This window comes from Paenibacillus dauci (genome assembly GCF_000971985.1).
Taxonomy (GTDB): domain Bacteria; phylum Bacillota; class Bacilli; order Paenibacillales; family Paenibacillaceae; genus Saccharibacillus; species Saccharibacillus dauci.
Genome location: NZ_KQ040799.1, coordinates 306494 through 330345 on the forward strand (window position 1 = coordinate 306494; position 23852 = coordinate 330345).

15 protein-coding genes are annotated in these 23852 nt (G+C 51.1%); 3 read left to right on the forward strand and 12 right to left on the reverse strand.

Annotation, left to right across the window (positions count from 1 at the left end):
* Nucleotides 1-831, forward strand: coding sequence for an aldo/keto reductase (locus WH46_RS04825; RefSeq protein ID WP_046225907.1), 831 nt, complete (start codon nucleotides 1-3; stop codon nucleotides 829-831).
* Between the two features lie 262 nt (nucleotides 832-1093).
* Here WH46_RS04825 and WH46_RS04830 read toward each other — a convergent pair whose 3' ends face one another.
* From WH46_RS04830 to WH46_RS04850, 5 genes are all read right to left on the reverse strand, one after another.
* A complete protein-coding gene (locus tag WH46_RS04830) occupies nucleotides 1094-1285 on the reverse strand; it encodes an aspartyl-phosphate phosphatase Spo0E family protein (RefSeq protein ID WP_017814027.1) in 192 nt (63 codons plus the stop codon).
* 274 nt (nucleotides 1286-1559) lie between these two features.
* Nucleotides 1560-2333 (reverse strand): GTP cyclohydrolase II, encoded by a 774-nt coding sequence (locus WH46_RS04835; RefSeq protein ID WP_046225908.1) that lies wholly within the window; start codon nucleotides 2331-2333, stop codon nucleotides 1560-1562.
* Nucleotides 2334-2402: 69 nt separating this feature from the next.
* Nucleotides 2403-3509: an FAD-dependent monooxygenase gene (locus WH46_RS04840; RefSeq protein WP_046225909.1), complete on the reverse strand. Its 1107-nt coding sequence runs from the start codon at nucleotides 3507-3509 to the stop codon at nucleotides 2403-2405.
* A gap of 243 nt (nucleotides 3510-3752) precedes the next feature.
* Nucleotides 3753-4676, reverse strand: coding sequence for an EamA family transporter (locus WH46_RS04845; RefSeq protein WP_231584291.1), 924 nt, complete (start codon nucleotides 4674-4676; stop codon nucleotides 3753-3755).
* Between the two features lie 65 nt (nucleotides 4677-4741).
* Entirely contained in the window at nucleotides 4742-5578 is an 837-nt protein-coding gene (locus WH46_RS04850) for a purine-nucleoside phosphorylase (RefSeq protein WP_046225911.1), read from the reverse strand.
* A gap of 331 nt (nucleotides 5579-5909) precedes the next feature.
* Here WH46_RS04850 and WH46_RS04855 point away from each other — a divergent pair, with 331 nt between their 5' ends.
* Nucleotides 5910-7121, forward strand: coding sequence for an ROK family protein (locus WH46_RS04855; RefSeq protein ID WP_046225912.1), 1212 nt, complete (start codon nucleotides 5910-5912; stop codon nucleotides 7119-7121).
* A gap of 236 nt (nucleotides 7122-7357) precedes the next feature.
* On the opposite strand, the gene WH46_RS04860 is transcribed toward WH46_RS04855, so the two are convergent.
* Nucleotides 7358-8497 (reverse strand): NADH:flavin oxidoreductase, encoded by a 1140-nt coding sequence (locus tag WH46_RS04860; RefSeq protein WP_046225913.1) that lies wholly within the window; start codon nucleotides 8495-8497, stop codon nucleotides 7358-7360.
* 257 nt (nucleotides 8498-8754) lie between these two features.
* On the opposite strand from WH46_RS04860, the gene WH46_RS04865 reads away from it, so the two are divergent.
* Nucleotides 8755-9333 carry a TetR/AcrR family transcriptional regulator gene (locus WH46_RS04865; RefSeq protein ID WP_046225914.1) on the forward strand — a complete coding sequence of 193 codons (579 nt, stop codon included), beginning with the start codon at nucleotides 8755-8757 and terminating at the stop codon, nucleotides 9331-9333.
* 42 nt (nucleotides 9334-9375) lie between these two features.
* Here the strand turns inward: WH46_RS04865 and WH46_RS04870 are convergent, their stop codons facing one another.
* The 6 genes from WH46_RS04870 to WH46_RS04895 all read right to left on the reverse strand — a co-directional run bounded on the left by WH46_RS04870 (nucleotide 9376) and on the right by WH46_RS04895 (nucleotide 23849).
* Nucleotides 9376-11661 (reverse strand): DEAD/DEAH box helicase, encoded by a 2286-nt coding sequence (locus WH46_RS04870; protein WP_046225915.1) that lies wholly within the window; start codon nucleotides 11659-11661, stop codon nucleotides 9376-9378.
* Entirely contained in the window at nucleotides 11658-13091 is a 1434-nt protein-coding gene (locus tag WH46_RS04875) for an ATP-binding protein (protein ID WP_046225916.1), read from the reverse strand. Before WH46_RS04875 ends, WH46_RS04870 begins: the two co-directional genes overlap by 4 nt.
* Before the next feature lie 7 nt (nucleotides 13092-13098).
* Nucleotides 13099-16920, reverse strand: a complete 3822-nt coding sequence (locus WH46_RS23250; protein ID WP_082208308.1) for a TerB N-terminal domain-containing protein — start codon at nucleotides 16918-16920, stop codon at nucleotides 13099-13101.
* Between the two features lie 196 nt (nucleotides 16921-17116).
* The gene (locus WH46_RS04885; protein ID WP_046225917.1) at nucleotides 17117-18967 is read right to left on the reverse strand and encodes an FAD-dependent monooxygenase; all 1851 of its coding nucleotides are present in this window, start codon (nucleotides 18965-18967) and stop codon (nucleotides 17117-17119) included.
* A 191-nt stretch (nucleotides 18968-19158) separates the two neighbouring features.
* Entirely contained in the window at nucleotides 19159-22590 is a 3432-nt protein-coding gene (locus tag WH46_RS04890) for a GAP1-N2 domain-containing protein (protein ID WP_046225918.1), read from the reverse strand.
* Entirely contained in the window at nucleotides 22587-23849 is a 1263-nt protein-coding gene (locus WH46_RS04895) for a TRAFAC clade GTPase domain-containing protein (RefSeq protein ID WP_017814014.1), read from the reverse strand. Before WH46_RS04895 ends, WH46_RS04890 begins: the two co-directional genes overlap by 4 nt.
* Nucleotides 23850-23852: the final 3 nt, after the last annotated feature.

Below are 23852 nucleotides of genomic sequence, written 5' to 3' on the forward strand. Positions count from 1 at the left end.
ATGACTACTGATATCCGATCCACCAAAAAACTGAACAATGGTGTCGAAATGCCATGGTTCGGTCTAGGCGTATGGCAGGTAGAAGAAGGAGAAGACGCGACAAAGTCCGTCACTGCTGCTATTAAAGCAGGCTATATCTCTATCGACACTGCTGCCGCATATAAGAATGAAGAGAGTGTGGGTAAAGCCATCCGTGAATCGGGTGTAGCCCGTGAAGATCTGTTCATTACGTCCAAGCTTTGGAATGGTGACCAGGGCTATGAATCCGCTCTGGCTGCATTTGACTCCACCATGGAGAAGCTCGGTCTGGATGTGCTGGACCTGTACCTGATCCACTGGCCGGTCAAAGGCAAATACAAAGATTCCTGGCGCGCCATGGAGAAGCTGTACAAAGAAGGCCGTATTCGTGCCATCGGCGTAAGTAACTTCCAGCCGCATCATCTGGACGATCTGCTGGCAGACGCAGAAGTAGTACCGGCTGTCAATCAAATCGAATTCCATCCGCTGCTGACGCAAAATGAACTGCTCGACTATTGTGCACAAAAAGGGATTCAGGTCGAAGCATGGTCCCCACTGGCACAAGGCAAGCTGTTCGACAATGAAGCAGTAACTACTATTGCCGAGAAATACGGCAAAAGCCCTGCACAGGTGCTGCTGCGCTGGGTACTCGACAAAGGCGTGGTCGTACTGACCCGTTCGGTTAAAGAAGAGCGTATCGTGGATAACGCGAACATTTTCGACTTCCAGCTCACAGCGGACGAAGTGGATCAACTGAACGCGCTCAACAAAAACGAGCGTACTGGTCCGGATCCGGACAACTTCAACTTCTAATCATTCCTGGCTTCAACTACAATACCAAAGACACACCGGTGCATATGCCGGTGTGTCTTTTTTGCGGTCTGATTAATGTGGCTCCTATTCTATGTACATTTTTGCTCTTTCTTTTTCACCTTTTAGCCATTCTTACTGGCCGATAGATATAAAAAAGCCCCCGTTTACACGGAGGCCTATCCATAATGCGCTATTTATTCCCGATTAGATCCCAAGCTATAAGTATAATTTACTCCACCACTTATATTCCCTGCTTGATTACTTATGACCCTACGATTGAACTTCGAGTACCTAATAATGCCTGCTTCAAATGATTGTAATGGTTAAGTATGGTGTCTACTCTTCTCGACTGGTCCAATACGCGGTGGTCATGAAGGTCATAAAATTGTACCATTTCATTAAGTTCCCGGCGCTCTTGTTCGATGCATGCTTCAATCAATTTAAGCTCTTCCAAGAAACTCACCTCCTGCCGCGATGTCTTGAAGAAACAGCTGCAACGATCTATCTGTTTAGTCTCTATTTGTGCAGTCTGTCATCTAATACTCTGTCTACGAATTTTACCAAACGATTCCTATTTCTACCATATCACATTTATATACACTTTAAATTATAAAGTGACATAAACCTAAACGATACTACCTATACTTTATAGAAATATAACACAACCGGAAGTTCTGCTGCATGAATGTTCCGTGAACAATGCAGTTCGATCTTCCGGTTGTATAGGGTTAATCCGTAATCGCCTGAGTCAATGGTCCACTGCCAAAATGCCCTGAGCGGTCTACCTTGGTCTGCAGATATTTTTCGTTGAATTCGGAAATGTCGCCCCACAGCGGTACACGTCCGCTCACTTCTGCACCGGAGCGCTGAAGCGCGTCCAGCTTGCGCGGATTGTTGGTGATCAGTGTAACCGGCAGCTGACGCAGTTGATTCAGTACCGCAATCGCATCGTCATAATTGCGCATATCATCTTCAAAGCCCAGCTCCAGATTGGCTTCTACGGTATCCAGCCCCTGCTCCTGCAGTACGTAGGCCATCGCTTTGCTGAACAGACCGATGCCGCGTCCTTCATGGTTCGCCAGATAGAACAGCGCACCTGATCCGTGAGCCGCGATCATTTTCATGGACTGTTTGAGCTGGTAACCGCAGTCACAGCGCTTGCTGCCAAAAATATCGCCGGTATGACAGATGCTGTGCATCCGGATCAGTGCATCCGGTGAACCCTGGAAATCACCATAGACAAGTACACTCGACTGCTGGGCTTCTGCCAGATTGGAAGAAGACAGCATCTCTATAATAGCGGCATGGTCGTAATTGCGGTCGCCACAGTTGGCACCCGGCATACTGTCACAGCGCAGCCAGCAGTACCACTGGAAAACTACCGTCTCACCGTCCAGGTTCACCGGCAGACGGATCGGGCCGACCAGATAAATCGATTTTTCGCCGCTTGGCACGATTTGAATATGATTCTGGAGTGCCGCTGCAATTTTAGGATTGATCATATGGATTACCTCCGGAATTGGGAATGCTGTATTTGTAAATACGTCGATAGATGTCTATTGGATCATGATTTAGGTTGAGGAATGATAGGTTGGGAAATGAGCACGAAAACCGGCTTCTCTCGTAAATTGGCTGTCCAGTTCATTTGCAGTCTCCTGTCGGCGCAGCTGTTCAAATACCTGAAGACGCTCTACGCTCATGTCCTCTGCTTCTAGCGCCTCCAGCAGCAGTGGCGCAAGTACATGGGCATCCTGCATCGCGCTATTCACACCGATAGCACCAGTTGGGCTGAATGTATGGGCAGCGTCGCCTATAATAACCACTCCCGACTGTGCCCAGGTGTCGCATACACAGCTCTGTACCTTAAGCAGTACAAAATCGTCCCAGGAACGGATATGATTGTGCACCGTAGTCTGCAGCTGCGGAAAAGCATCGATTAATGCTTGCGCAAATGGATCTACCGGCGACTTGCGCAGCTGTGGATACGTATCCTGCGGAATATTCCAGCCGACCTGGATATATCCGCCATGCTGGGAAAATAGCGCCAGCTGGGCATCCTGTGCCAAAGCCATGCGTACCGTAGGCGGCCAGCCATCCGGCGCAGGAATACGTGCCCATAACAGATCAAATCCATGCCGGAGAATGGTTGTCTGAATACCGGCAAGCTTGCGTACCGTCGAATATCTGCCATCTGCTCCGATAACGATCTGGCTATGAATCGTCCACTCTTCGCCGTGATGACGAACCCGCACACCGGTCACCGGCCCTTCTGTCGATTCCCGGATCAGCTCTGTAACGGTTGTATCCATCATAAGTCGGTAGTTGGGGAAGTTCAAGGATTGTCCGAGCAGAACCTGAAGCAGATTTTTCTGCGGCACGTGAATACCGGTGTGCCGCTCCCCCGGTCCAGGCAGGATACTCTTGATGATCTGCCCCTCCTGAAAATATTCTACACGCTCCATTTCCAGCAGTCCGGCCTCTTCTACCTGATCATATAATCCATGCTCGCGGAGAATGGCTTCCCCGGTTGTATTCAGATGTTCGCCGCGGAACTCTTTGTCGATATGTCCATGACGTTCCAGCAGAATAACAGATATACCCCGGGCAGCCAGCAGATAACCCAGCAAGGCTCCACCAGGACCTGCTCCTACAATACAGACCTGTGTATTCAGATCCATCGGATTCTCCTTTCTCTGACGTTTTTCAGTATCTTTATTTGTCATAGCAAATACATTTATGGTCGTTAACTTACTTTTAATAAGTAGATTATATTTAAGTGAAAGTATATTGTCAACTTTTATAATCCTTCTTCTTTTGTATACAACAAAAAAGCCTCTTTTATAGTTATCGGATCGGATACCGGTATATTTATCCTGGATGACTATAAAAGATGCTTTTGCGTATATTGTATAGGATTGTTCTTACCTGTCAGACGATTTGAGAGACGGCAGTGATCTGCGTAGCGATATCCTTTTCCATATCTCGGGGAAAATAATACCCAGCACGATCAGCAGCATACCGATATAATGCGGCAGACCGACATGCTCATGAAGCACTACCGCCGACATCAGGACAGCAGTAGGCAGCTCTGCAGCCCCCAGAATAGAGGCCATGCCGGACCCGGTCAACGGTGCTCCTTTGGAGAACATCAATGTGGACAGAAACGGTCCGAGCACCGCCAGTGCCAGCCCGTATCGCAGCGCCAGCTCCATAAACAACCGGGCATCCAATAGAAATGCCGGTGGCAGCACGATCGTACAGATAACAAATCCACCGGTCACCATCAGCGCAGTCTTGAATATCGGATTCACTTGCACCGCTACCTTACCGCTTAGCAGGATAAAGATAGTATATGAGACAGCAGCCAGCAGACCGTACAGGAACCCCAGCCAGTGAATGCCGCCGAATCCGGTTGCCAACAAATTGGTGGCGCTCAGTGTACCGATCAGCAGCGGGATCAGTGACAGCAATTTGCCTGCACCCGGCAGTCTGCGACTGATGATAGCCTCGGCCAGTACGCCCATCCAGGTAAACTGGAACAGCAGTACAATCGCCAGCGATGCGGAGATATACTGCAGTGCCAGATAATAGAACATTCCTGTTAGCCCTGTAGTAGAACCGAGCACAATTAACAGAAAAACCTGTTTTCGGCTGGCAGCGGCATATCGGGGTGGACTGTTCTTTTTGCGACTTCGGCTGATAAGCAGAAATCCCCACAACAGTAGCGCTCCCAGCAGCATCTGTATGCCTACAACATCATTGACGATAAATCCATCATGATACGCCAATTTTACAAAGGTAGACAGCACGCCGTAGCTGCAGGCACCCAGTAAAATATAAATCATACCTTTCAACACTTCACCCCATCTTGAATCTTACGAAGAAATTCCTCTTCAGCACTTCACTATGATTACATTTGTTCCAGAGTTCCCATTTGTTCCAGAGTTCCTTTGATCAATTGGACAAAATTAGTTCTGACCCGGCCCGCTACTTCGATAACTTCTTCATGGTTCAGCGGTTGGTCCAGAATACCACAGGCCATATTGGTCAGACAGGAGATGCCGAGTACGCCCATACCGGCATGGGTGGCCACAATCGCTTCCGGCACGGTCGACATGCCCACCGCATCTGCCCCCATCGTACGAATCATGCGAATCTCTGCCGGTGTCTCATAAGCTGGGCCGCTCCACCATGCGTATACGCCCCGCTGCAACGAGAGATTCATCTCCTGCGCAACTTCGGTCGCTATCCGGCGCAGCTCGGGATGATATACTCTGGAGAGATCAGGAAAGCGGGTACCCAGTTCATTATTATTAGGACCGATCAGCGGGTTGGCTGCTACCAGATTGATATGATCGGTAATCAGCATGAGTTCTCCCGGCTGGAAGTCTGTATTTATTGCGCCACAGGCGTTGGTGATGATTACATTTTCTACACCAAGAGCTTTCATAACCCGTATCGGGAATGTCACCTCATCCAGTGTAAAGCCTTCATAATAATGGAAGCGGCCTTTCATGGCAATGACCGTTTTGCCCATCAATTGTCCAATCACCAGCTCATTGGCATGTCCCACAGCATCGGATTTGGCAAAATGGGGAACCTCGCTATACGGAATAATCAGTGGATTTTCTATATCATCTGCCAGAGCACCCAGTCCTGATCCGAGAATAAGACCGATTGTAGGACGGTGTGCTGTCTGATTCATAATAAAATCTTTGGTCTCTTGAATATCCTGTAGATTATGCATGCTATATTCCTCCATTATCTGAATAGTATAATTACGTCTGGATGACTGCTCTATACGTTATACTCGACGTTATTCAGTCTAATGGATAAAATTATGGATGTAAACGAACTTTATATATAATATATAAAAAGCGCGGTTTTTATATATTAATAAACAGCTGAAATAAATTTATTTATCTGAATATCATCCAAATAAAACAAACTATATATAAAATTAATAAAAACATATTCGTAACTACTGATGATAAGTCATGATTTTCTTGTTATCCTATCGATTCCTATCAAACAAAAATGATCCTGACTTCGGCAAATCCACAATATGGAGGACTATCATGTTAAAGCAGTTTATCGGTTCTACCTCTCCAAAGCTCAAAAATCTCAAACTTCTCTATAGCCTGGTACGCAAACTGGGACCTGTCAGTATACATACACTAGCCGAAATGACAGGATACAAAAGTGTGACCTGTGCGCGGCTGCTGGAGGAACTGGTGCAGGAAGGTCTGATTTACGACAGCGGGATCGGCGAATCCAGCGGTGGACGCCGTCCGCTCATGTATGTTATCCAGCCAACCGCCTGCTATCTGATCGGTGTGGAGATTACCAGTCTGTATACTACCGTACTGCTGCTGGATCTCAAGCTGAATATTCTGGATACTGCCAAACTGCAGATGGATGCCCGCTGTACCGGTGAATATACACTGAACTTTATCGCCGATTGTGTCCGGGACTGGAGAGTCAGCCATACGATCCATGACGAGCAGCTGCTGGGCATCGGGGTAGGGGTACTGGACCCGATCGACCGGGAGCAGGGTATTCTTTGCAAGGCCAATCTGTTCCCGGCTGACGGATGGGATGGACTGCCTATCACCGAGAAGCTGGAGCAGTTAACCCATATCCGTGTGCTGCTGGATAATGGCACCCAACTGGCAGCATTGGCAGAGTATCGGATTCATTATTGGAAAGAGTCGGGTAGTCTTGTATTCGTCTCCAGTGATATTGGTATCCGCTGCGGAACCATTGTGCAGGGCCGGATGGTCAGCAGCAGCACCGAGATGGATGATTCTTTTGGACATATGATTGTGGATATCCACGGGCATCGCTGCAGCTGCGGATCATATGGTTGTCTGCAGGCGTACAGCAGCCTGCCGGCAATTCGGGATGAAGTGGTGCGCCGGATCAAGCGTGGTCATGTATCCATGCTGCACCATGAGCATCAGGATATCGAAGAGATCGGATTTCATCATGTGCTGGATGCACTGGAGCGGGAAGATCCACTTTGTCTTGAAGTCATCCGGGATGCGGCTTATTATTTTGGCATTGGTCTGAGCAATCTTATTTTTATGCTGCGACCGGATGTGGTTATATTTGGAGGCACACTGGTGCCCAAGCCGCTTTTTTACGAAGTGGCTTCGGCTACCGCGCAGAGTCGGCTGCGTCATTATCCGAACAGCCATGTGCAGATTCACCCATCTACCGAAGCCTACGATATTGTGGCACAGGGAGCCGGATGCATGGTGCTGGACTATTTTACAGAAGAGGGATAAACAGGCGGCTGTGCGTATTAACGAATAGACTGGCTATCCATTTTCGACCCTGTTTGCTGGTTGATTCATGCTATGTCCAAGCCGTCTATCGTGGCAGACGACTGATAGCCACTTCTGAAGCCACTTTATCTTCAGCAGGAGTATAGCAGCTGCTTAGGCCTCATTATTTCTGCCATCATCAAAGCAAAAAAGCGACTGGAATCCTACTCCAGTCGCTTTTTGCTTAGACAAACATTTTAATAAAGAGTCCCTATCGCATCAGGATGAAACGGCTTCAGCTCATCTTCGCGGCCATCACGAATCTTGACTGCCCATGCCGGATCGGCAAGCAGTGCACGTCCTACAGCGACCAGGTCAAATTCGCTTGTAGCCATTCGTTCTGTCAGATCATTCAGACTCGACGGTTCGGAGCCTTCTCCTGCCATAAAGCCAGCAAAGTCCTGCTGCAGTCCGACCGAGCCTACAGAAATTGCCGGTTGGCCGGTAATCTGCTTGGCCCAACCAGCCAGGCTCAAGGATGAGCCTTCGAACTCCGGCTCCCAGAAACGGCGGGTCGATGCATGGAAAATATCTACGCCTGCTGCTGCCAGCGGCTTCAGCACCTCTGCCAGCTCTTCCGGATTTTGCGCAAGCCGGGCGGTATACACCGGGAATTTCCACTGGGAAAAGCGGAAAATAATCGGGAAATCCGGCCCGACCGCCTGGCGGCAGGTTGCTATGACCTCGGCAGCAAATCGGGTGCGCTTGGCAATACTGCCTCCATATTCATCGGTGCGGTGGTTCGTACCTTCCCATAGAAACTGATCTATAAGATAACCATGGGCTCCGTGCAGCTCGATCCCGTCAAATCCCAATCGCTGCGCCTCGGCAGCCGCTTCTGCATAAGCCGCTACGACTTCCTGGATTTCCTCTACGGTCATCGGCTCACCCTGCTGCTCTCCATTTACATCAAGACCGGACGGACTGATCGATGGTGCGGCTCCATCCAGCTGTGGGATCGCTGCTCTAGCTATTCCGGTATGCATCAACTGCGGAATAATCTTCCCGCCGACACGGTGCACTTCATCCACTACATGCTTCCAGCCTGCCCGGGCTTCCTCACTATTAAAGTCCGGATAAATCGTCGGGTCCTGATTGGCAGAAGGATGCGGGATCGATATATTTTCGGTAATAACCAGCCCTACCTGATGTTCGGCACGACGGCGATAATAATCGGCTACATCGGGTCCAGGTACACCATTCGGGGAGAATCCACGCGCCATCGGCGCCATTACGATCCGACTGGATAATTCAAGCGGTCCATAACGAAAAGGTTCAAACAGCTTTGCGACAGCAGGAGCGGGAACAGCCTGCAGATTATTTTCGGTAAATGTCATTTTTATTCTACCTCCGGCATCATTTTCGTTTATACTATAATCATTACTTTTGGGAAATTAGTATTAAAAAGTAAGTATTGGGATAGCAGTATTTCCTCAGCAGGCGCATGCAACCTGATCGGTTATGTGCTTATTGTATAAGCGACACATGCCCAGTACAACCAACAAAATCCATGATCTGTCGTTTAAGTAAACACTACTCTGTATCTGTCGTTTAGGCAGAAGACTATTGGATATAGACAAAGGAGGACGCCAACTTGACTCTCTCGACTCGCCCCAACGCTCAAGACCCGCGGGTCATCCGGACTCGCCAGCTGATCCAGCAGGCCTTTCTGGAGCTGCTGCGTACCCGCGATTTTCAGCAGGTTACCGTTAGTGATATAACCCGTCATGCTACGATTAACCGGGTAACTTTTTACACTCATTACACGGACAAATATGAACTGATGGATGACATGATCAATAGCCAGCTGATCCAGCTTATTTACAAAGGTATTGATACCCATAACGGATTACAGCCGGAATCTCTCACTCTACTGCTCTGCGCGCTATGCGATTACCATGAATATTCGGCCAATGAATGCCACCGCAACAATCCCGAAGTGCGTCAGATGATGGAAAAGCAGGTAAAGATCCAGCTGGAGGAATACATACTGGACCAGCTGACCAAGCAGCAGCCGGAGCAGGAGCCTGCCCAGTTAAAAGTAGTTGCTACCATGATCAGCTGGTCGCTATACGGTGCCTCGCTGCGCTGGAGCCAGGAACGTAGCAATGCACGGGAGACCTCTCAGCAGCTAGCAGCGCGTATGATGCCACTGGTGACTACGTTGTTCTAAACCATTTTATTTATAGCACACAACCAAAAAAGAAGCTGGAGATCAATACTCTCCAGCTTCTTCGCGTATAGGTTCATTACTGTGTTCATTTATAGGTTCATTGGTGTCTTCGTTTGCCGCAGGCATCAGATTGATCTGCACCCCCGGCAGATTCAGCCCGCTGCGCAGTCCTTCCATATCCAGACCATCCATGGCAAAAGCCTGCCGAACAAGTCCCGGCTGAATAAACTCATCATATTTGCCAAGATACGGAGCTTCTTCATCCGCCAGCAGCTGCTCGGGATAATCGATCCGTTTACATTCGGCGATAATCTCCGCCAGCATCTCGGCGGCATCTGCTTTACCGGAGACGACCAGATAATACGGCTCCATCGGTGTAACGGCGCGCAGAGCGAGACGTTCGGACAGATTGTTCTTAAGCAGGCGTTCCAGTGTACGGAATGCCTTACTGCCTACCCATGGCAGGATAAAGCAAGAATCGCCACCTGCCGGAATCACGATCTGTTCCAACAGTCCGGTTTCTCTGGCTAGGCGACGTGCTCTCTCCAATCGGGAAGCGGCATTGGGTGCCAGATAGGAGTAGATATCGGACGATGCCAGAATATCACGGATTTTCTGCATAATCCGGGTATCCACATCACCGCCTGCACCAAGCCAGAGCGTATCGACTTTGCCTTTGGACGATTTGACGTAGACCGCTTTGTGGCGGGTATCAACCTCTTCCACTTTCCACAGCTTGCCGGCGAGCGAGAAGCAGTAGCCCGGCGGCGGAACGGTCGTAATCGAACCGATCTCTTCTGATCCGTTATAGACGGAGTGCTCTTCGTCATCCTTGAATACCGCATAAAAGCGGAAATTATTCACGATCTTCTCTCCGGCCAGACCAACGATCAACGTGCCTTCCTCGGTGCGCTGAATATGATCCAGCTGCAGCAAATACTGCAGGAACAGCTGATACTGCTCCACCGTAAAATGACGGAACGGCGGCAGCGTCAGAATCGCGCGTGCCAGCTCGGAAGGTTCTGCTTCACCCATACTTTTAAGCGTACTCATCGTCTGGTGATACAAAATGCCAATCGGCAGCTTGCGTGCGCTGAACGGCTCGACCCACCGCTCTTTGACATACAGTTCGATAACTGCAATCGCGCGCAGCATGATCCATGGCATCCGCGCCGGCAGCTGCGCTTGCTCGTCTTCTTCCTCCGGACAGACGAAGATCATCTCGGAAACAGAGCCTTCCCGTCTGCCGGAGCGGCCCAGACGCTGAACAAAGCTGGAGCATGAATACGGCGCTCCCAGCTGAATGACCCGCTCCAGTTCACCGAGGTCGATTCCCAGCTCCAATGTTAATGTCGCGGCTGCGACTGCCGGACCATACCCTTCCCGCAGCGCAGCTTCGGCTTCCTCACGCAGCATCGCCGAGATACTGCCATGATGCACATGGAAAATATCCGGCTCCTGCCGCTTGGCAGCGACCCGTCTCATTTCCAGTGTCAGATACTCTGCATCCGAGCGGCTGTTCGTGAAGATGAGCGCCTTTTTGTGATGGGTCTGATCGTAGATAAAGTTGTGATACGCCTGCTGCGCATACTCCAGCTGTTGGGCCTGCTCTTCATTACGTGCATCGGGAAAGGAAAAATGCTCGATGCTGATACGCAGCTTGCGCGAGCCCTGCGGCGAGACGACTTCGACCGGTTGACCGGTATCCGAAGACAGCCAGTGACAGGCACTCTCGTAATCGCTGAGTGTCGCAGACAATCCAATCCGCTGCGGACGACAGCCTGCCATCCGCTGAATCCGGGACAACTGCGACAGTACCTGGATTCCCCGGTCTGCTCCCATAAAGGCATGAACTTCATCCACTACAATATAGCGCAGATCACCGAATAATGCCGGAATGGCATTGGGCTTGTTCATGAGCAGCCCTTCCAGCGATTCGGGTGTAATCTGTAAAATGCCGGACGGATTCTGCACCAGCTTGGTCTTGTGCGATTGCGGCACATCCCCGTGCCAGTGCCAGACCGGAATCTCCGAATCGCGCAGTACCCCTTTGAGCCGTTCGTACTGGTCATTGATCAGCGCCTTGAGCGGTCCAATGTACAGAATACCGACCGAACGGGACGGCTGCTCATACAGTGCCGTCAGCGCCGGGAAAAAGGCAGCTTCTGTTTTGCCGGAGGCTGTGCCCGAAGCGATCAGCAGATGATGCGGTGTATCCAGCAGCACCCGGCAGGCTTCGACCTGGGCTTCACGCAGCTCTTTCCAGCCGCTGCGGTAAATATATTCCTGGATAAAAGGCGCGAGCCGGTAAAACGGATGCCCGCTCACAGATCAAACTCCGCCAGAAAATCATCCACTTCATCCGGAGGACTGGCTGCAGCCGGTCCACGCTGGGCGACTGCGCCACGACTGCCACCTGCCACAGCAGAAGATCCGGGATGAATAATCATATCGGGATCATTGCGATCGATGTTACCAGCATATACCGGAGCAGGCGCTGCTGCCAGTTCGCCGAGCAGTCCGTCAAAGGTCAATTCTTCATTAAAATGCAGCGTGTTCAGCAGGTCCACAAAGTCCCGTACCACTTCGCGCGGGGTCAGTAGCTCGTCCGCTCCCAGCCGCGATACCGCTGTCTGCATAAAGGCGACCAGCTGATGCTGTTCCAGCACACTTTCATACTTGTAATGCTGACAGTGAATATCCTGCAGCTTGTGTAGCATAAGCAGAATCTCTTCATGCGACAGCATCTCCAGCCGAATAACCGGACCGGCAAAATTCTTGGTACCACTGCTGCCAAACCGGCTCTCTGCCAGACGGGAGCGCAGCGCTTCGTAGCTGTACAGTCCGCGGCGCGGGTCCTCAACGAACTGCGGTGTACCGCCAACGAACACACCGAGATGACCGGCTTTGCCCTGCATCGTATCGTTGAAGATCGTCAGCAGCTTCTCGTAATTGCTCTGACGGGCAACACTATTGGATATTTTATATAAATTCACGCCTTCATCGACGAACAGCAGCAGTCCCTTGTAGCCAATCCGGGCAGCAAATTCCGCCCACAGCTTCATATAATCATACCAGCCGTCATCATCGATAATGACACTTACATTCAATTCTCGGCGTGCTTCGGTTCGTGTCTGGTATTCTCCGCGCAGCCAGCGCAGGGCAGACTGCTTGAGGGTATCCTCATTCAGCCGGATGCCCTGCCAGTAGGCAGACAATACTTTGGCAAAATCAAAACCGTGTACCCAGCCTTCCATCTCTGCAGTCACCGCATGAATACGGCGCTGCACCTCGATACCGATCGAAGGATCATCCGGCGAGACCTGATGGTCTTCCATAACCTGCTGCTGCAGATTGGAAATCCACTTTTGCAGCATGGATTCCAGTGCTCCGCCATCCGGACGTGTGCGAGTCGATAAATTGATCATCAGTTCCCGGTAGGTGGCAAGTCCTTGCCCTTTGGCACCGGTCAGGCGCCGCTCGGGAGACAAATCGCCATCTGCCACGACAAATCCGCGATCCATCGCATAATTGCGAATCATCTGCAGCAGGAAGCTTTTACCGCTGCCGTAGCGCCCAGTGATCAACTTGAATGCGGCGCCACCATCGGCTACATTTTCCAATTCACGCAAAATGGATTCCACTTCATATTTACGACCGACTGCGATATGCTCCAGTCCGATCCGTGGGACTACACCGGCAGCAAAGGAATTTACCAGTGCCGTTGTGACCCGTTTGGGTATTTTCACTTCATTCATTTCCAGTTCACCTCATGATGATTGCATCCAGCAATGATCTGTATTCTTCCATCACGGTCCCATCTTCCAGCAGAAGATCGCCGATTGTATCCATCGCCAGGTCGTTAATCTCATCTGCCAGTAGCGCAGCCATTGTGCCATGCGTACCGGCGATTTTTTGTAGTTCATGCTCTGCGGCGCCATTCAAAATAGCAGCCAGGAAGCTGATATGCTGCTGCTGTAGCGCCCCCGCCCATTCTATCCATTCTTCCTCCAGATCATCGGGCAGCTGCAGTTGTACAGACATTGAACGCAAGTCTGCCGGTTCAGCAATATTAATGTGTGTATGAGCTGTATTGGCAGCATCTGCTGCAATATCGAATGCTGTCAGCCTATCTATTTCGATTGTATCCGGAGCTAGGCGATCTGTCGCTGTATTGTCCAAGTGATCGATATGCGATTGTTCTGCTCCGATGAGGTAAGGGGATTCTTCATATTCTTTGGCAGCGGAAACGGCTATCATTTCCTGCATTTCTATACCTAGGTTTTCTGCCTGAATCCGGCTAGTCTTATCCTGCTCCCGATCCACAGTATCGACAGAAGCAGATTCTGCTGACAGAGCAACTGTCTGACTCCAATTGTCCAGCAGTGCTTCCTCGGCCTGTTCCCGGCGAATAGCAGCTTTCTCCTCTTCCTGGAGAGTCAGCATATCACGTACCACTGCAGAATCCGCCTGCAGCTTCTCCAATACGCTCGCATCGATCTGTACCTGACGCGGTGCCGGAACTTCTTCCGGTACGGTAAAGGCGCGTTTGATATAGCGTTCGATCAGACGGGCAATCTCGGGTTCAACCGGCGGACTGATCCGCAGACGGCCGCTAAATCCCAGATGACGCCGCAATTCATTTTCCGTTAGCTTGACGATACCAGTCAGGAATTCACGCAGTGGACCATGCTCGGACAGCGGCAGACGACGGATTGTACAGGTACGTCCATACCGGGTCGCATCATATACAGCACTGCGGAACAGATATCGATCCGTCTCGCGATAGACCGGCGGCCGGAACAACTGGATCAGCCGAACGCCCTGCTGCTTATCCAGAAAAGCATCAACTGCGGCGAGGATTTTCGGTATATACTCCCGCATCTGTTCGCCGCCTACCTCCGCATAAAAACGGCTGCGCTCGATATCATAATTGATCAGCTCGGGCAGCAGGTCAAATGGAATGACAACCGGAGATGTACTCCAGACGCGCTCCCATTCCAGATCGGCCAGTTCTACCGGGAGATGACGCGGTACTTCCCGCAGCAGTTCAATCAGCGGCTCCTGCAGTTCATGCACCTGCGCAAAGTCCACAATCCACTGTGGCAGATAACGATCCAGCTTGCTGAAACGGTGTCTGTACTGCTGCCACAGGCTCATTAGCAATCGATGTCCTTCTACCGGCTCCTGCCATCCTGCACCATTGATGACTTCATAGCAGAGCAGGAAAATATAAGATAGATCCGTGGCCGGATAATATCCTTTGCGGACTTCCTGACGCCAGTAGAAATACCATTTCTTTTGCCGCCAGGTCATGCTCTCATAAGTCGGCCAATAACTCATAAAAGGTACAAACTCTGCTTCTTCTTCGACTTGGTCCATCATTTCATGCGCCCGGCGGGCAAAAATATGCTCGGCACTCTGAATGGAGGACATGGAGCGCGTCTGTTCCTGTTCAATCTCCGTCATTGCCCCATTCTCACTCTTATCTACAGATGACGAGGTGAAAGCAGATATATCAAGTGGTTCGATCGCGATATCCATGTCCAGTTCATAGCCGTTGGTCAGCACTTCTCCCTCATCTGCTGCTACAGTGGAGAAGTACTCGGGCTCTGTCCGCTTCAGTGGGATATCCATAGAGTGGGTATCATATTCCGGAATAACAACCGGACCGGACACATCCGCCAATTGAATATTGTGCATGGATGGAGCTTTGACAGGCTCCAGTGATATTTCGATACCGTTATATGAATCAGTTGTTCGGCCAGCCTCGCCATGGATCAGCGGCGGGATCGGTGTCCCTCTCTGCTCTGGCTGCTGTCTGTCCTGTCCGGAGCGTACGGGATTGGCCGAGTGACTTCCTCCAGAATAGCCGGGAATGCCAATCTCTATTCCCTGCAGGGACAATTCTTCCAGCAGTCCGGCTGTTCGCTCCGAGCGGCTGGACGAATCGTTCCATGTACGCGGTGCAGCCATTGGCCGTTCTTCTCGCGCCGGGATACTCCATCCCTGCCCTTCGCTGCCCAGCTCGAACTCGGCGAATCCACCAGTTCGCAGCTCCGCTCCTCCTGATCCGGCTGCAGACGATTTGCGCATCGTCATGGCAAAAGCAGGCGGAAGACTGGTCAGCGGATGATCCGGATCGGCAATCGCATATTCGCGCACAACCGAATGGAATAATTTGAGCAGACTGGTCTGAGCGGTTCGCATATGCGGATCGTCGAGCCGCTGCTCCTGCGAATAGATGGACAGACGAAGACGAGCATTAATTTTATTCATGGCTTTGTACATTTTGCTGGATACATCGCTGGTCATTTCATCCGGCTCCAGATAGATCACCATATCCACACCACCCGGCAGGACTGCACCACGCTGTGTCAGCATACTGACCGGCACAGCAATTAATCCGCCCTGTTCGGTACTGCCTTTGCCAACCGGACGTGTATCGGCTTCCTGCCAGAAGCCGCCCAGCGTAACCGACCACATTTTGTGCAATGTATTCAGCAGCGTCTTTTTGCCGACCAGGCCGATGCGGCAGCCCGAAGCGCGGCGAAGCAGCTCATACAGCCAATCGCCCAATTCTTCGGCATGTCTCATGACTCCGCCCATTATGCCACCGGAGATTCCCCAGCGGCTCAAAAACTCAAAATGACCATAAATTCCCTGTTCGGTATCCGGCAGCTGCAAATCGGGAATAATAATCTCTTCCCACGGACCACGCAGACGCTCTGATCCACGCTGAATAATCTCTTGCGGAGTCAGCTTGCTATTGCGATCCAACGAGGTACCGTCCGCCATTCTGCCCATCGGTCCAAGCCCCAGTTCACGCAGACGTTCCGTCTCGATCTGACCATGTCCGTCGAGCTGCACATACGCACCTGCCGATCCCAGACGGCGTGACAATTCGATCGCCGGATAGCGGATGCCTCCGATCTCGATCATCGGGATCGCTGTTACCTGTCCGATACCGCCGCGCTCTTCACGACGTCCTTCCAGCACCCAACGCACTTCCTGATGAATATCCCCGGCAAAAATCTCCTCTTCATAGGGAATATACTCATTCGATCCGGCACTGCCAAGCCCATTTGACTGTAGAGCAGCCGAATCCGGTGCATACTGTGCGGAATCGATCTGACCCGCAGCATATATGCTAGACTCCTCATGAACTGCTGCTGCATATTCATTGATGCCCACATCGAGCGCATCGTCGAATTCATAGAGGGAAGCTGACGAATCCGATTCGCCTCCGGCCAGTACGGCGGCGGCATGTTTGTCCCAATACGTCTGTACCGGAATGCCCTCTTCCAGCTCCAGGGTGCCAGGCAGCAGTCGCAATAGACGACTGTAGAGCTTGCCTGCTTCCTCCGGCATCAGAAGACATTCACTGTGTCCCGCAGCACTGATCTGCCAGCGGTCACTGCCGCTCAGGGAGCGGCCCATCACTAACTGCTGCACTTCCATGGCTTTCTCCAGCTCCATCGCTTGAGTTCCATAGGAAATATGCAGGAAAAAGCCCCGATCTTCCTCGAAGCTCAGCAGGGCAATATACGATTTATCCGTACAGGATACTGGAGAAGATAACATCATAGTGCAACCTTGCCTTTCTTCCGTAATTAGTCAACATAATATCCCATATTATACATGATGCCTTCCCCGGATTGGTATAGGAAACGAACATATTTTCGTGATTCGGACAGACAGCAGTATTGTCAGGGTTATCATGAAAGACTCACAATAGCCGCTGCTTATACAGTTGTCTGCTGCTGCACCATCCAATATTTTTTTAGGAATACCGGGCTGGGATATGGAAAAATTGATTAATACACCCGATTAACTCCAGTTCATCAGCCAGACTTCCCACAAATCCGATATAACCATCGGGTCGCAGCAGCACAAATCCACCGCGCTCTATCCCGTACAGACGATGCATCTGCAGATCGGAATCCACCTCATAATGAGCAGGCAGAGGCTGCGGCAGCATGAGTGGCTCATCAGGTAGCATAATTGACAGATCGATCACTTCCCTCCATGCATCCGAGACTCGCATCCAGAGTGGACGCTTGTCCTCTTCCTCCAGATTTTCTTCGTAGGCAAGAGAACGGGAGGTAGTTATGGCAGGCGGTAACGTCGTATCGGGAAAAATGAGCAGAGTATGCCTACCCGAGACGATCCCTTTATCGGTCATATTGCCATCCGGTGCCCGCTCTCCGGCCAAAGGCATGCCTTTGTGCCAGCCTTTTCCCTGCCGGACGATCTGGCTGTGCGGATAGCGAATACCGGTCTCAGACAAACGCTCAGCCATGCGCAGCTGTACAAACCGGCGCGAAGAAAGCAGCGGTGCTGCTGTATTGCGCATAAATGTGAACGGTCTGATCCGGCTGATCACAAGGCGCGTGAACAGACCGGTCCAGCGCAGCAGTGCGCGTGCAACAGGCTCCCGCTCTTCCTCATAGCTATCCAGTATGGCTGCCGATGCCTGGCTATGGCAGACCAATGCCAACTTCCAGCCCAGATTCACTGCATCCTGTATACCGGTGTTCATCCCTTGCCCGCCTAATGGAGAATGAATATGGGCTGCATCGCCTGCCAGAAATATTGCTCCCTGACGATATTGCTTCACCTTGCGTTCATTGACTCTGAAATGGGCCATCCAGCTCGGATCATGCAGGGTCACCCGTTCCTGCACGGGCATACAAATATCCAGAATCCGCTGGATATCCGTCAGCGTTATCTCCTCGGAGCCATCCGGACCGGTACTCTCTAGCGAATATGCATCTCCAGCATCCGCCTTGTCCGAATAGGAAGCTTCCTGGTCTGGCGAAGTCGGCTGCCGGGATACCGATAATTGATCCTGAAGCTGGCCACCTGTCCATGATACATCCGGCGGTGCAGCGATAATAACGCGGTACCGCTCATCGGGCATCGGGAAAAAGGCAGCAATATGCCCTTCATGCAGATAGATACGAACCCCTTGCGGCTTCACCGGCCACTGAACCTCTACATCTGCCAATCCAAACTGCTGATCGATCGCATTGCCATCAAAGGAAAGACCGAGCAAATGCCGTACCTTACTGTGAGCGCCATCGCAGCCGACTACCCAGCGGACCTGAATCACTTCAGAACCGCCAGGCGTCGCAATCGTAGCCTTCACGGAAGCTTCTGCCGATACGGTCACAGCAGCTTCGCCGTCCAGCTGTTCCAGAGATAGCAGTTCGGTGGAACGTTCAACCTGCCCGCCCAGCTTGTCCAGATGTTCATACAGTATGCGTTCAGTATCACTTTGCGGCAGAGTGAGTATATAGGGATACCGACTGCGGATAATCGGCGTCAGCTTCACATCCGCCAGCAGATGGCTACCGCTGCGTACTTGCACTTCTTTTACCGGATGACCATGTTTCACCAACTGCTCCGTGATCCCCGAATGATCCAGCAGCTCAAGTGTACGCGCCATGATCCCTAGCGCTTTGCTCTGTTTGGATGGCTGCGGCGCCTTGTCGATGATCCGGCAGCTTACCCCACGGCGCATAAGCTCGATAGCCAGTGTGAGCCCAGTAGGACCTGCACCGACGATCAATACATCACAGGATTGTGGATGCTGTTGTGGCTGTTCGTCAAATCTGTTAGTACTTGTCATCTTCTTCCCTCCTCTGGCAGATTGGAATAATAGAAGTATCCTGTCCGATTGAATGAATTTGTTGGGTCTGTTCCGTGCATTTTACAGTCTTTGTATAAAAAAAGACCGCTATTTATAATATATAAACAGCGGTCAGGTGAGCATGGTCTTACTTGGGTCAAACTGTAAAATGTATTTTATCGATTATGAACTCAAGGAGTCTCCTTGTTGGATAGAGTGTCATCTGCCGATTCGGCCAGTGAGGTAACCGGATACTGCTTGTTATCTACTTTGACCTGATTAATATTGGTTACTTCAATTGTTGGAGGCAGACTCACAGTCACGGTATAAGGATGTGTACTCTCCAACTGCTCCGGAGTCAGCGTATTGAGTGCATCCGAAGAATCGCTATCTGCGTTACTCGTCGTGGTGCCACCTGCAGCTGTATCGCTGTCAGTCGAACTGACGGTACCCGATTCGCCAGCAGAGCCGGAAGTGGACGGTTCAGTATTCGGAGCAGTTGTTGTCTCTGTTGTACCGTCTGTCGTTCCGGTAGAAGTACCTGCTTCTGCAGCCGTTCCTTTACTGTCTGAAGCTGCTTTAGTACCTGAATTGATTCCTGTACCGGTTGCATCAGTTGTTCCAGTCTCGCCCGTTGTTGACTCTGTTGAGTCAGAATGATCAGTGCTGCCGGTCGTCGATGATCCTGTCGTACCTGTTGCGGCAGCAGATGGATCACAGGAAGATTGCGGCTTAAGACCATTATAATCAACGGTCTGTCCAGTCCCCATAATGAATGTAGCCTGTTTGGGCTGGAATGCCTGGCAGGCTGTCATACTGGTAAAATGGAATACCATTCGCACATCATCTGTACTGCTTCCTGAATCTGTACTGTTTCCCAAACCGTTACTACTACTATTAGCGGCAGAAGTACCGGTGCTGCTCGTCCGCACCATTTGGGATGAATCGGCTTTACTGCCTCCTGTACGGGATGCTCCGGTCGAGCTGCTATTCGAACCATTTGCTGTTCCCTCTTCGTCAGGCAGACCAGTCAGCGTCACAATCACTGCCGGCAAATCAGCTGCCGGCTGCTGTTCGGTTGTCGTATGTTCCTGTGGATCTTCCGGTGTGGCGATCTGGATCGGATCACCGCTAAATACGTTAACCAGATACACACCAAGGAAAATGACTGCTGCCAGTCCAATAACCGACAATATAGTCAGAAAAGGAAGGCGTTTGCGGTTACGCTTCATCCATTTGGCAAAAGGCGTGGCCAGTTCATCTCGGGCACGACTGTAAACTGCCCGCAGCGCAGGGCCTTCGTTATCAAAGTCTCCTTTGGACAACGATCCTTTGCGGAATGCCTCTGGATCATACTTGCGGAAGTAGGCGAGAATCGCTGCCTCATACGCAGGCGTAAAGCGCGGCGCAGCTGCACCACGATTGCCTGTGCGTTCGTTGCGTGTGTCGCGATTTCCAGTTTTGCGTGGCGCCGGCTCGGCAAATCCACGTTCACCTGCTCCAGTATTCTGCATAAATTCTGCCCGGCCCTCTGACCAACGGAAAAAGTCATAGATCGTCTGCGTATCCGGTGCCTGCTTGCGTACTGCTTCTACCATGGATGAATAGTCCATATCATTCGGCTGCGTACTGTAGCTAAAAGCTCCCAGCAGACGACCAAACTGCTTGTTGCGAATATCTTCGCTAAGCCAGGAACGTCCCAGCTGCTGGATCTGGTCTTTTTCAGCTACTGGAAGATTATCCAACCAGATAATCGCACGTTCCAGATCTTCTTTTTCCGTAAACCAGATATACAGCACCTGCAGCGCCAATTTTTTGGAAGCCATACGGCGATCAGCCAGTTCGGGATAATCGTCGCTCGGCAGTGGGCTCGAGAGGAAATCAGCCTTCAGCAGCCGCTCTCGGGTAAGCGAGGACCATTCCAGTTCACTCAGTAGATAACGTTCTGCCAAAGCACGCATTTCCTCACCCAGACCGGAACGTAGCCAGACTTCACTGTTGATCTCGCCAGCTTCGCCCGTACCCGTACTTTTCTCTACTTCATCCAGCATATGAAAAGCATTGCCGGTGGCCAGCATCAGATCCGGACTGCGACGCAGTGCCTCCATAAATGATTGATTCGCACGATTGCAGTAATCTTCCATTTCCAGCAGCTGCGGGTATTTGCTGCCCCACTCGGCTGCCAGATGAATGACTTCCTCCACCGACTGCGCCTGCTGGAACTTGCGCTCAATCAGCGGCGTCAGCAGCAGGGTCGCCAGGTTCGGCTGACTGCCTACAATCGCGAGGAATGATTCGTATAGACTGTGCTGATTTTCCATCATCGCATAAAAAGCCTGACTCTTGGCTTCCTGCCCGCTGCTGATAGCATTGCGGATCGACCATATAAAATATTCCACGATTTTGCGTCCGGTATGCTGCGGATCAATACCATAATATTCTGCAAATACTTCGGCAATCGATACTTCTGGAACCTGCCCACTGCGTACCGCATCGAATTCACGGTCAAACCGGGACAAGAACAGATCATTCAGCCGAATCGCTGATTCCAATGCACCAGCAGGACGCAGATGTTTGAGCAGGGACTGCAAGATCATCCCCTGCTGCTCCCTGTACAGCTGCTCGTCTCCCTGTTCTACCCGGTATAGCAGCGTCCATTCGTCATACTGTCCCGGATCAGGCAGCGATTCACCGGCAGCATCTATTCCTGCCTGGCCCTGATCGGCAAATTCCAACAGCTCGCGCAGTCGCTCCGGCTGATTCAGATGTCTCCATGCCCAATCAATATAGATCTGACCGGACTTGCCAGCCTGCGCAGCCTGAATCCGTCCACTGCTCAGATCGAAAATATAATCACGTTCAATATTGCGGTCTCCTGTACGGATCGAGCCGCTCTCCACGAACAGAAGCTGCATTCCTTTTCGGCTTTCCGGTTCTTTGGCATAAGTAGTGAATCCCAGTCTGCGTCGGAACGCGTAAGGCAGTGCCTGCATCAATACGCCGATCAGCTTTTTCGCTTGCATCGGAAGTTCGGTCACCGGCACATTTAGCGAAATATATACTTTGCGGTGCTTGTGGATTGCCGACATAACGGCACCCAGCATTTGACGGAACAGCGATTCATCGATATTCAGTTCAGCCAGCACCGTGATTGGATCGACCGATACATCTGACTGCTGTGGCAATTCATTCAGTGCTTCCAGTACCGCACCCTGCTCCAGATCATAGCTGCTGCGGAATGATGCATTCAGCCACTGCTCATAATGATGCACCCACTGCTCTGCCAGCGTCGAAGCGATCACATAGTTATGGGTGAAAAAGGTACTGCGCAGACCCGTAAAGTCTGCAGCAACATATTGACTGCGTCCAAGTACCACATCCCGGTTATCCAGGCGTACCAGCTGCAGCGATTCGGGGTACAGTGATGCTTCCTTTTCGCCCCGAGATACAAGTTCTGTAGGAGCATCATAGCTGCAGAGGGGATGAAGATATTTTTTGATATATCCGTCATCCAGACCCGGCGAGCGGGCAATCGTATCGTATCCTTCGGTTGTGCGGAATATCCCGCTTTTCTCGCGTGTATACAGCTGCTGCTGAATTGGAGTGTTCGACAATGAACTCAAACGTTTCGTCTCCCCTCAATATAATTCAGTTTGTACAGCAGCCAGATAAATGGCTCATCCACACGGATCGGACTGACCACACTCTGCAGCTTCTGCTCTACCGGATTACTGCCCAGCGCCGAGACGGCAAAGTAGGCGGTATCCTTGAAATAGACATCCATCGTTCCTTTGAACGGACGATCCACCCGCTCGATAAAGCGGCGGATTTCTCCATCAATATTCTCGAATTCATCCAGATCAAAATGATCGCGGTGCACTACATTATGGAAAATATTACTGTTGGATTTGATATATTCTCCATCATCGCCGCGCAGCGATTCCAGCATGTCACTTTTTGTAAGGACAACAGCAGTCGGAATATTGGTCTTGCTGTCTTCCTGATGCGCGATAAAGTCGCTGAACAGCGTTAGCACGACGTCACGCGGCTCATCATAGCGGGATACCCATTCGCCGCGGCTGTCACCAAGCTGGATACGGATGCGATCACGAATGGAGCGAATTTGCAGCGGATCGACCATAAACAGAATGCCTGATGAGTTTTTGATATGCTGCCCATGCAGTCCCAGATAATCCTGATCGACCATGCCTTCACCGGCGACATCAAAAAATACCAGTGTCAGCGGCGGCTTTTCCTCATCTTTGAAGACGAACTGGAAAATAAACGGCTCCTGCATTCGCTCCTTTTGGGTGGATGCCAGCAGATCACCGCGCTCGAACAGCGGCTCTTCGTAATTCATACGGAACTTGCGGCTGATTTCTGTCGTCAGCGGCATACAGGCAGCTTCAAAATTATCGGCTGTCGAGTTCTGCAGCGTATGGATCAGTGATGTCATATAGACCGATTTGCCGACCTGGGAAGCACCGACAATCGAGATAATATTACTTGGTACTTTGCCTGACGTGACAGGCAGTTCGTTATGACAGTGCGGACACAGTCGGCGCCGGGTTACTTCGCCATAGCGATCATTCAGTCCGACCAGTACATGATCCGAATAAATCCGGTGCTCTTCCGGTACATCTCCAGGCAGCAGTACGGCTTCCATATCCCGCACCGTATCCAGCCCAAAGCGCTCCCGGTATCGATTCAGGCGTGCATCTTCGCGCAGCGCATAATCTTCATCATCCTCACGGTGGTGACTGGCCCGAAATTCTACATCATCCGGCGAAAATTTGTTAAAACAATACGGGCACACAATATCGTAAAATAATGGTCTGGGTTCGGCATCCGGCTTTTTCTTGAACCAATCAAACATCTTCATCGC

What these genes read in the sequence shown, in the direction of transcription:
- WH46_RS04825 (WP_046225907.1), top strand. Translation starts at nt 1, where the DNA reads ATGACTACTGATATCCGATCCACCAAAAAACTGAACAATGGTGTCGAA.
- WH46_RS04835 (WP_046225908.1), bottom strand. Translation starts at nt 2,333, where the DNA reads ATGATCAATCCTAAAATTGCAGCGGCACTCCAGAATCATATTCAAATC.
- WH46_RS04840 (WP_046225909.1), bottom strand. Translation starts at nt 3,509, where the DNA reads ATGGATCTGAATACACAGGTCTGTATTGTAGGAGCAGGTCCTGGTGGA.
- WH46_RS04845 (WP_231584291.1), bottom strand. Translation starts at nt 4,676, where the DNA reads ATGATTTATATTTTACTGGGTGCCTGCAGCTACGGCGTGCTGTCTACC.
- WH46_RS04850 (WP_046225911.1), bottom strand. Translation starts at nt 5,578, where the DNA reads ATGCATAATCTACAGGATATTCAAGAGACCAAAGATTTTATTATGAAT.
- WH46_RS04855 (WP_046225912.1), top strand. Translation starts at nt 5,910, where the DNA reads ATGTTAAAGCAGTTTATCGGTTCTACCTCTCCAAAGCTCAAAAATCTC.
- WH46_RS04860 (WP_046225913.1), bottom strand. Translation starts at nt 8,497, where the DNA reads ATGACATTTACCGAAAATAATCTGCAGGCTGTTCCCGCTCCTGCTGTC.
- WH46_RS04875 (WP_046225916.1), bottom strand. Translation starts at nt 13,091, where the DNA reads ATGAATGAAGTGAAAATACCCAAACGGGTCACAACGGCACTGGTAAAT.
- WH46_RS23250 (WP_082208308.1), bottom strand. Translation starts at nt 16,920, where the DNA reads ATGATGTTATCTTCTCCAGTATCCTGTACGGATAAATCGTATATTGCC.
- WH46_RS04885 (WP_046225917.1), bottom strand. Translation starts at nt 18,967, where the DNA reads ATGACAAGTACTAACAGATTTGACGAACAGCCACAACAGCATCCACAA.
- WH46_RS04895 (WP_017814014.1), bottom strand. Translation starts at nt 23,849, where the DNA reads ATGAAGATGTTTGATTGGTTCAAGAAAAAGCCGGATGCCGAACCCAGA.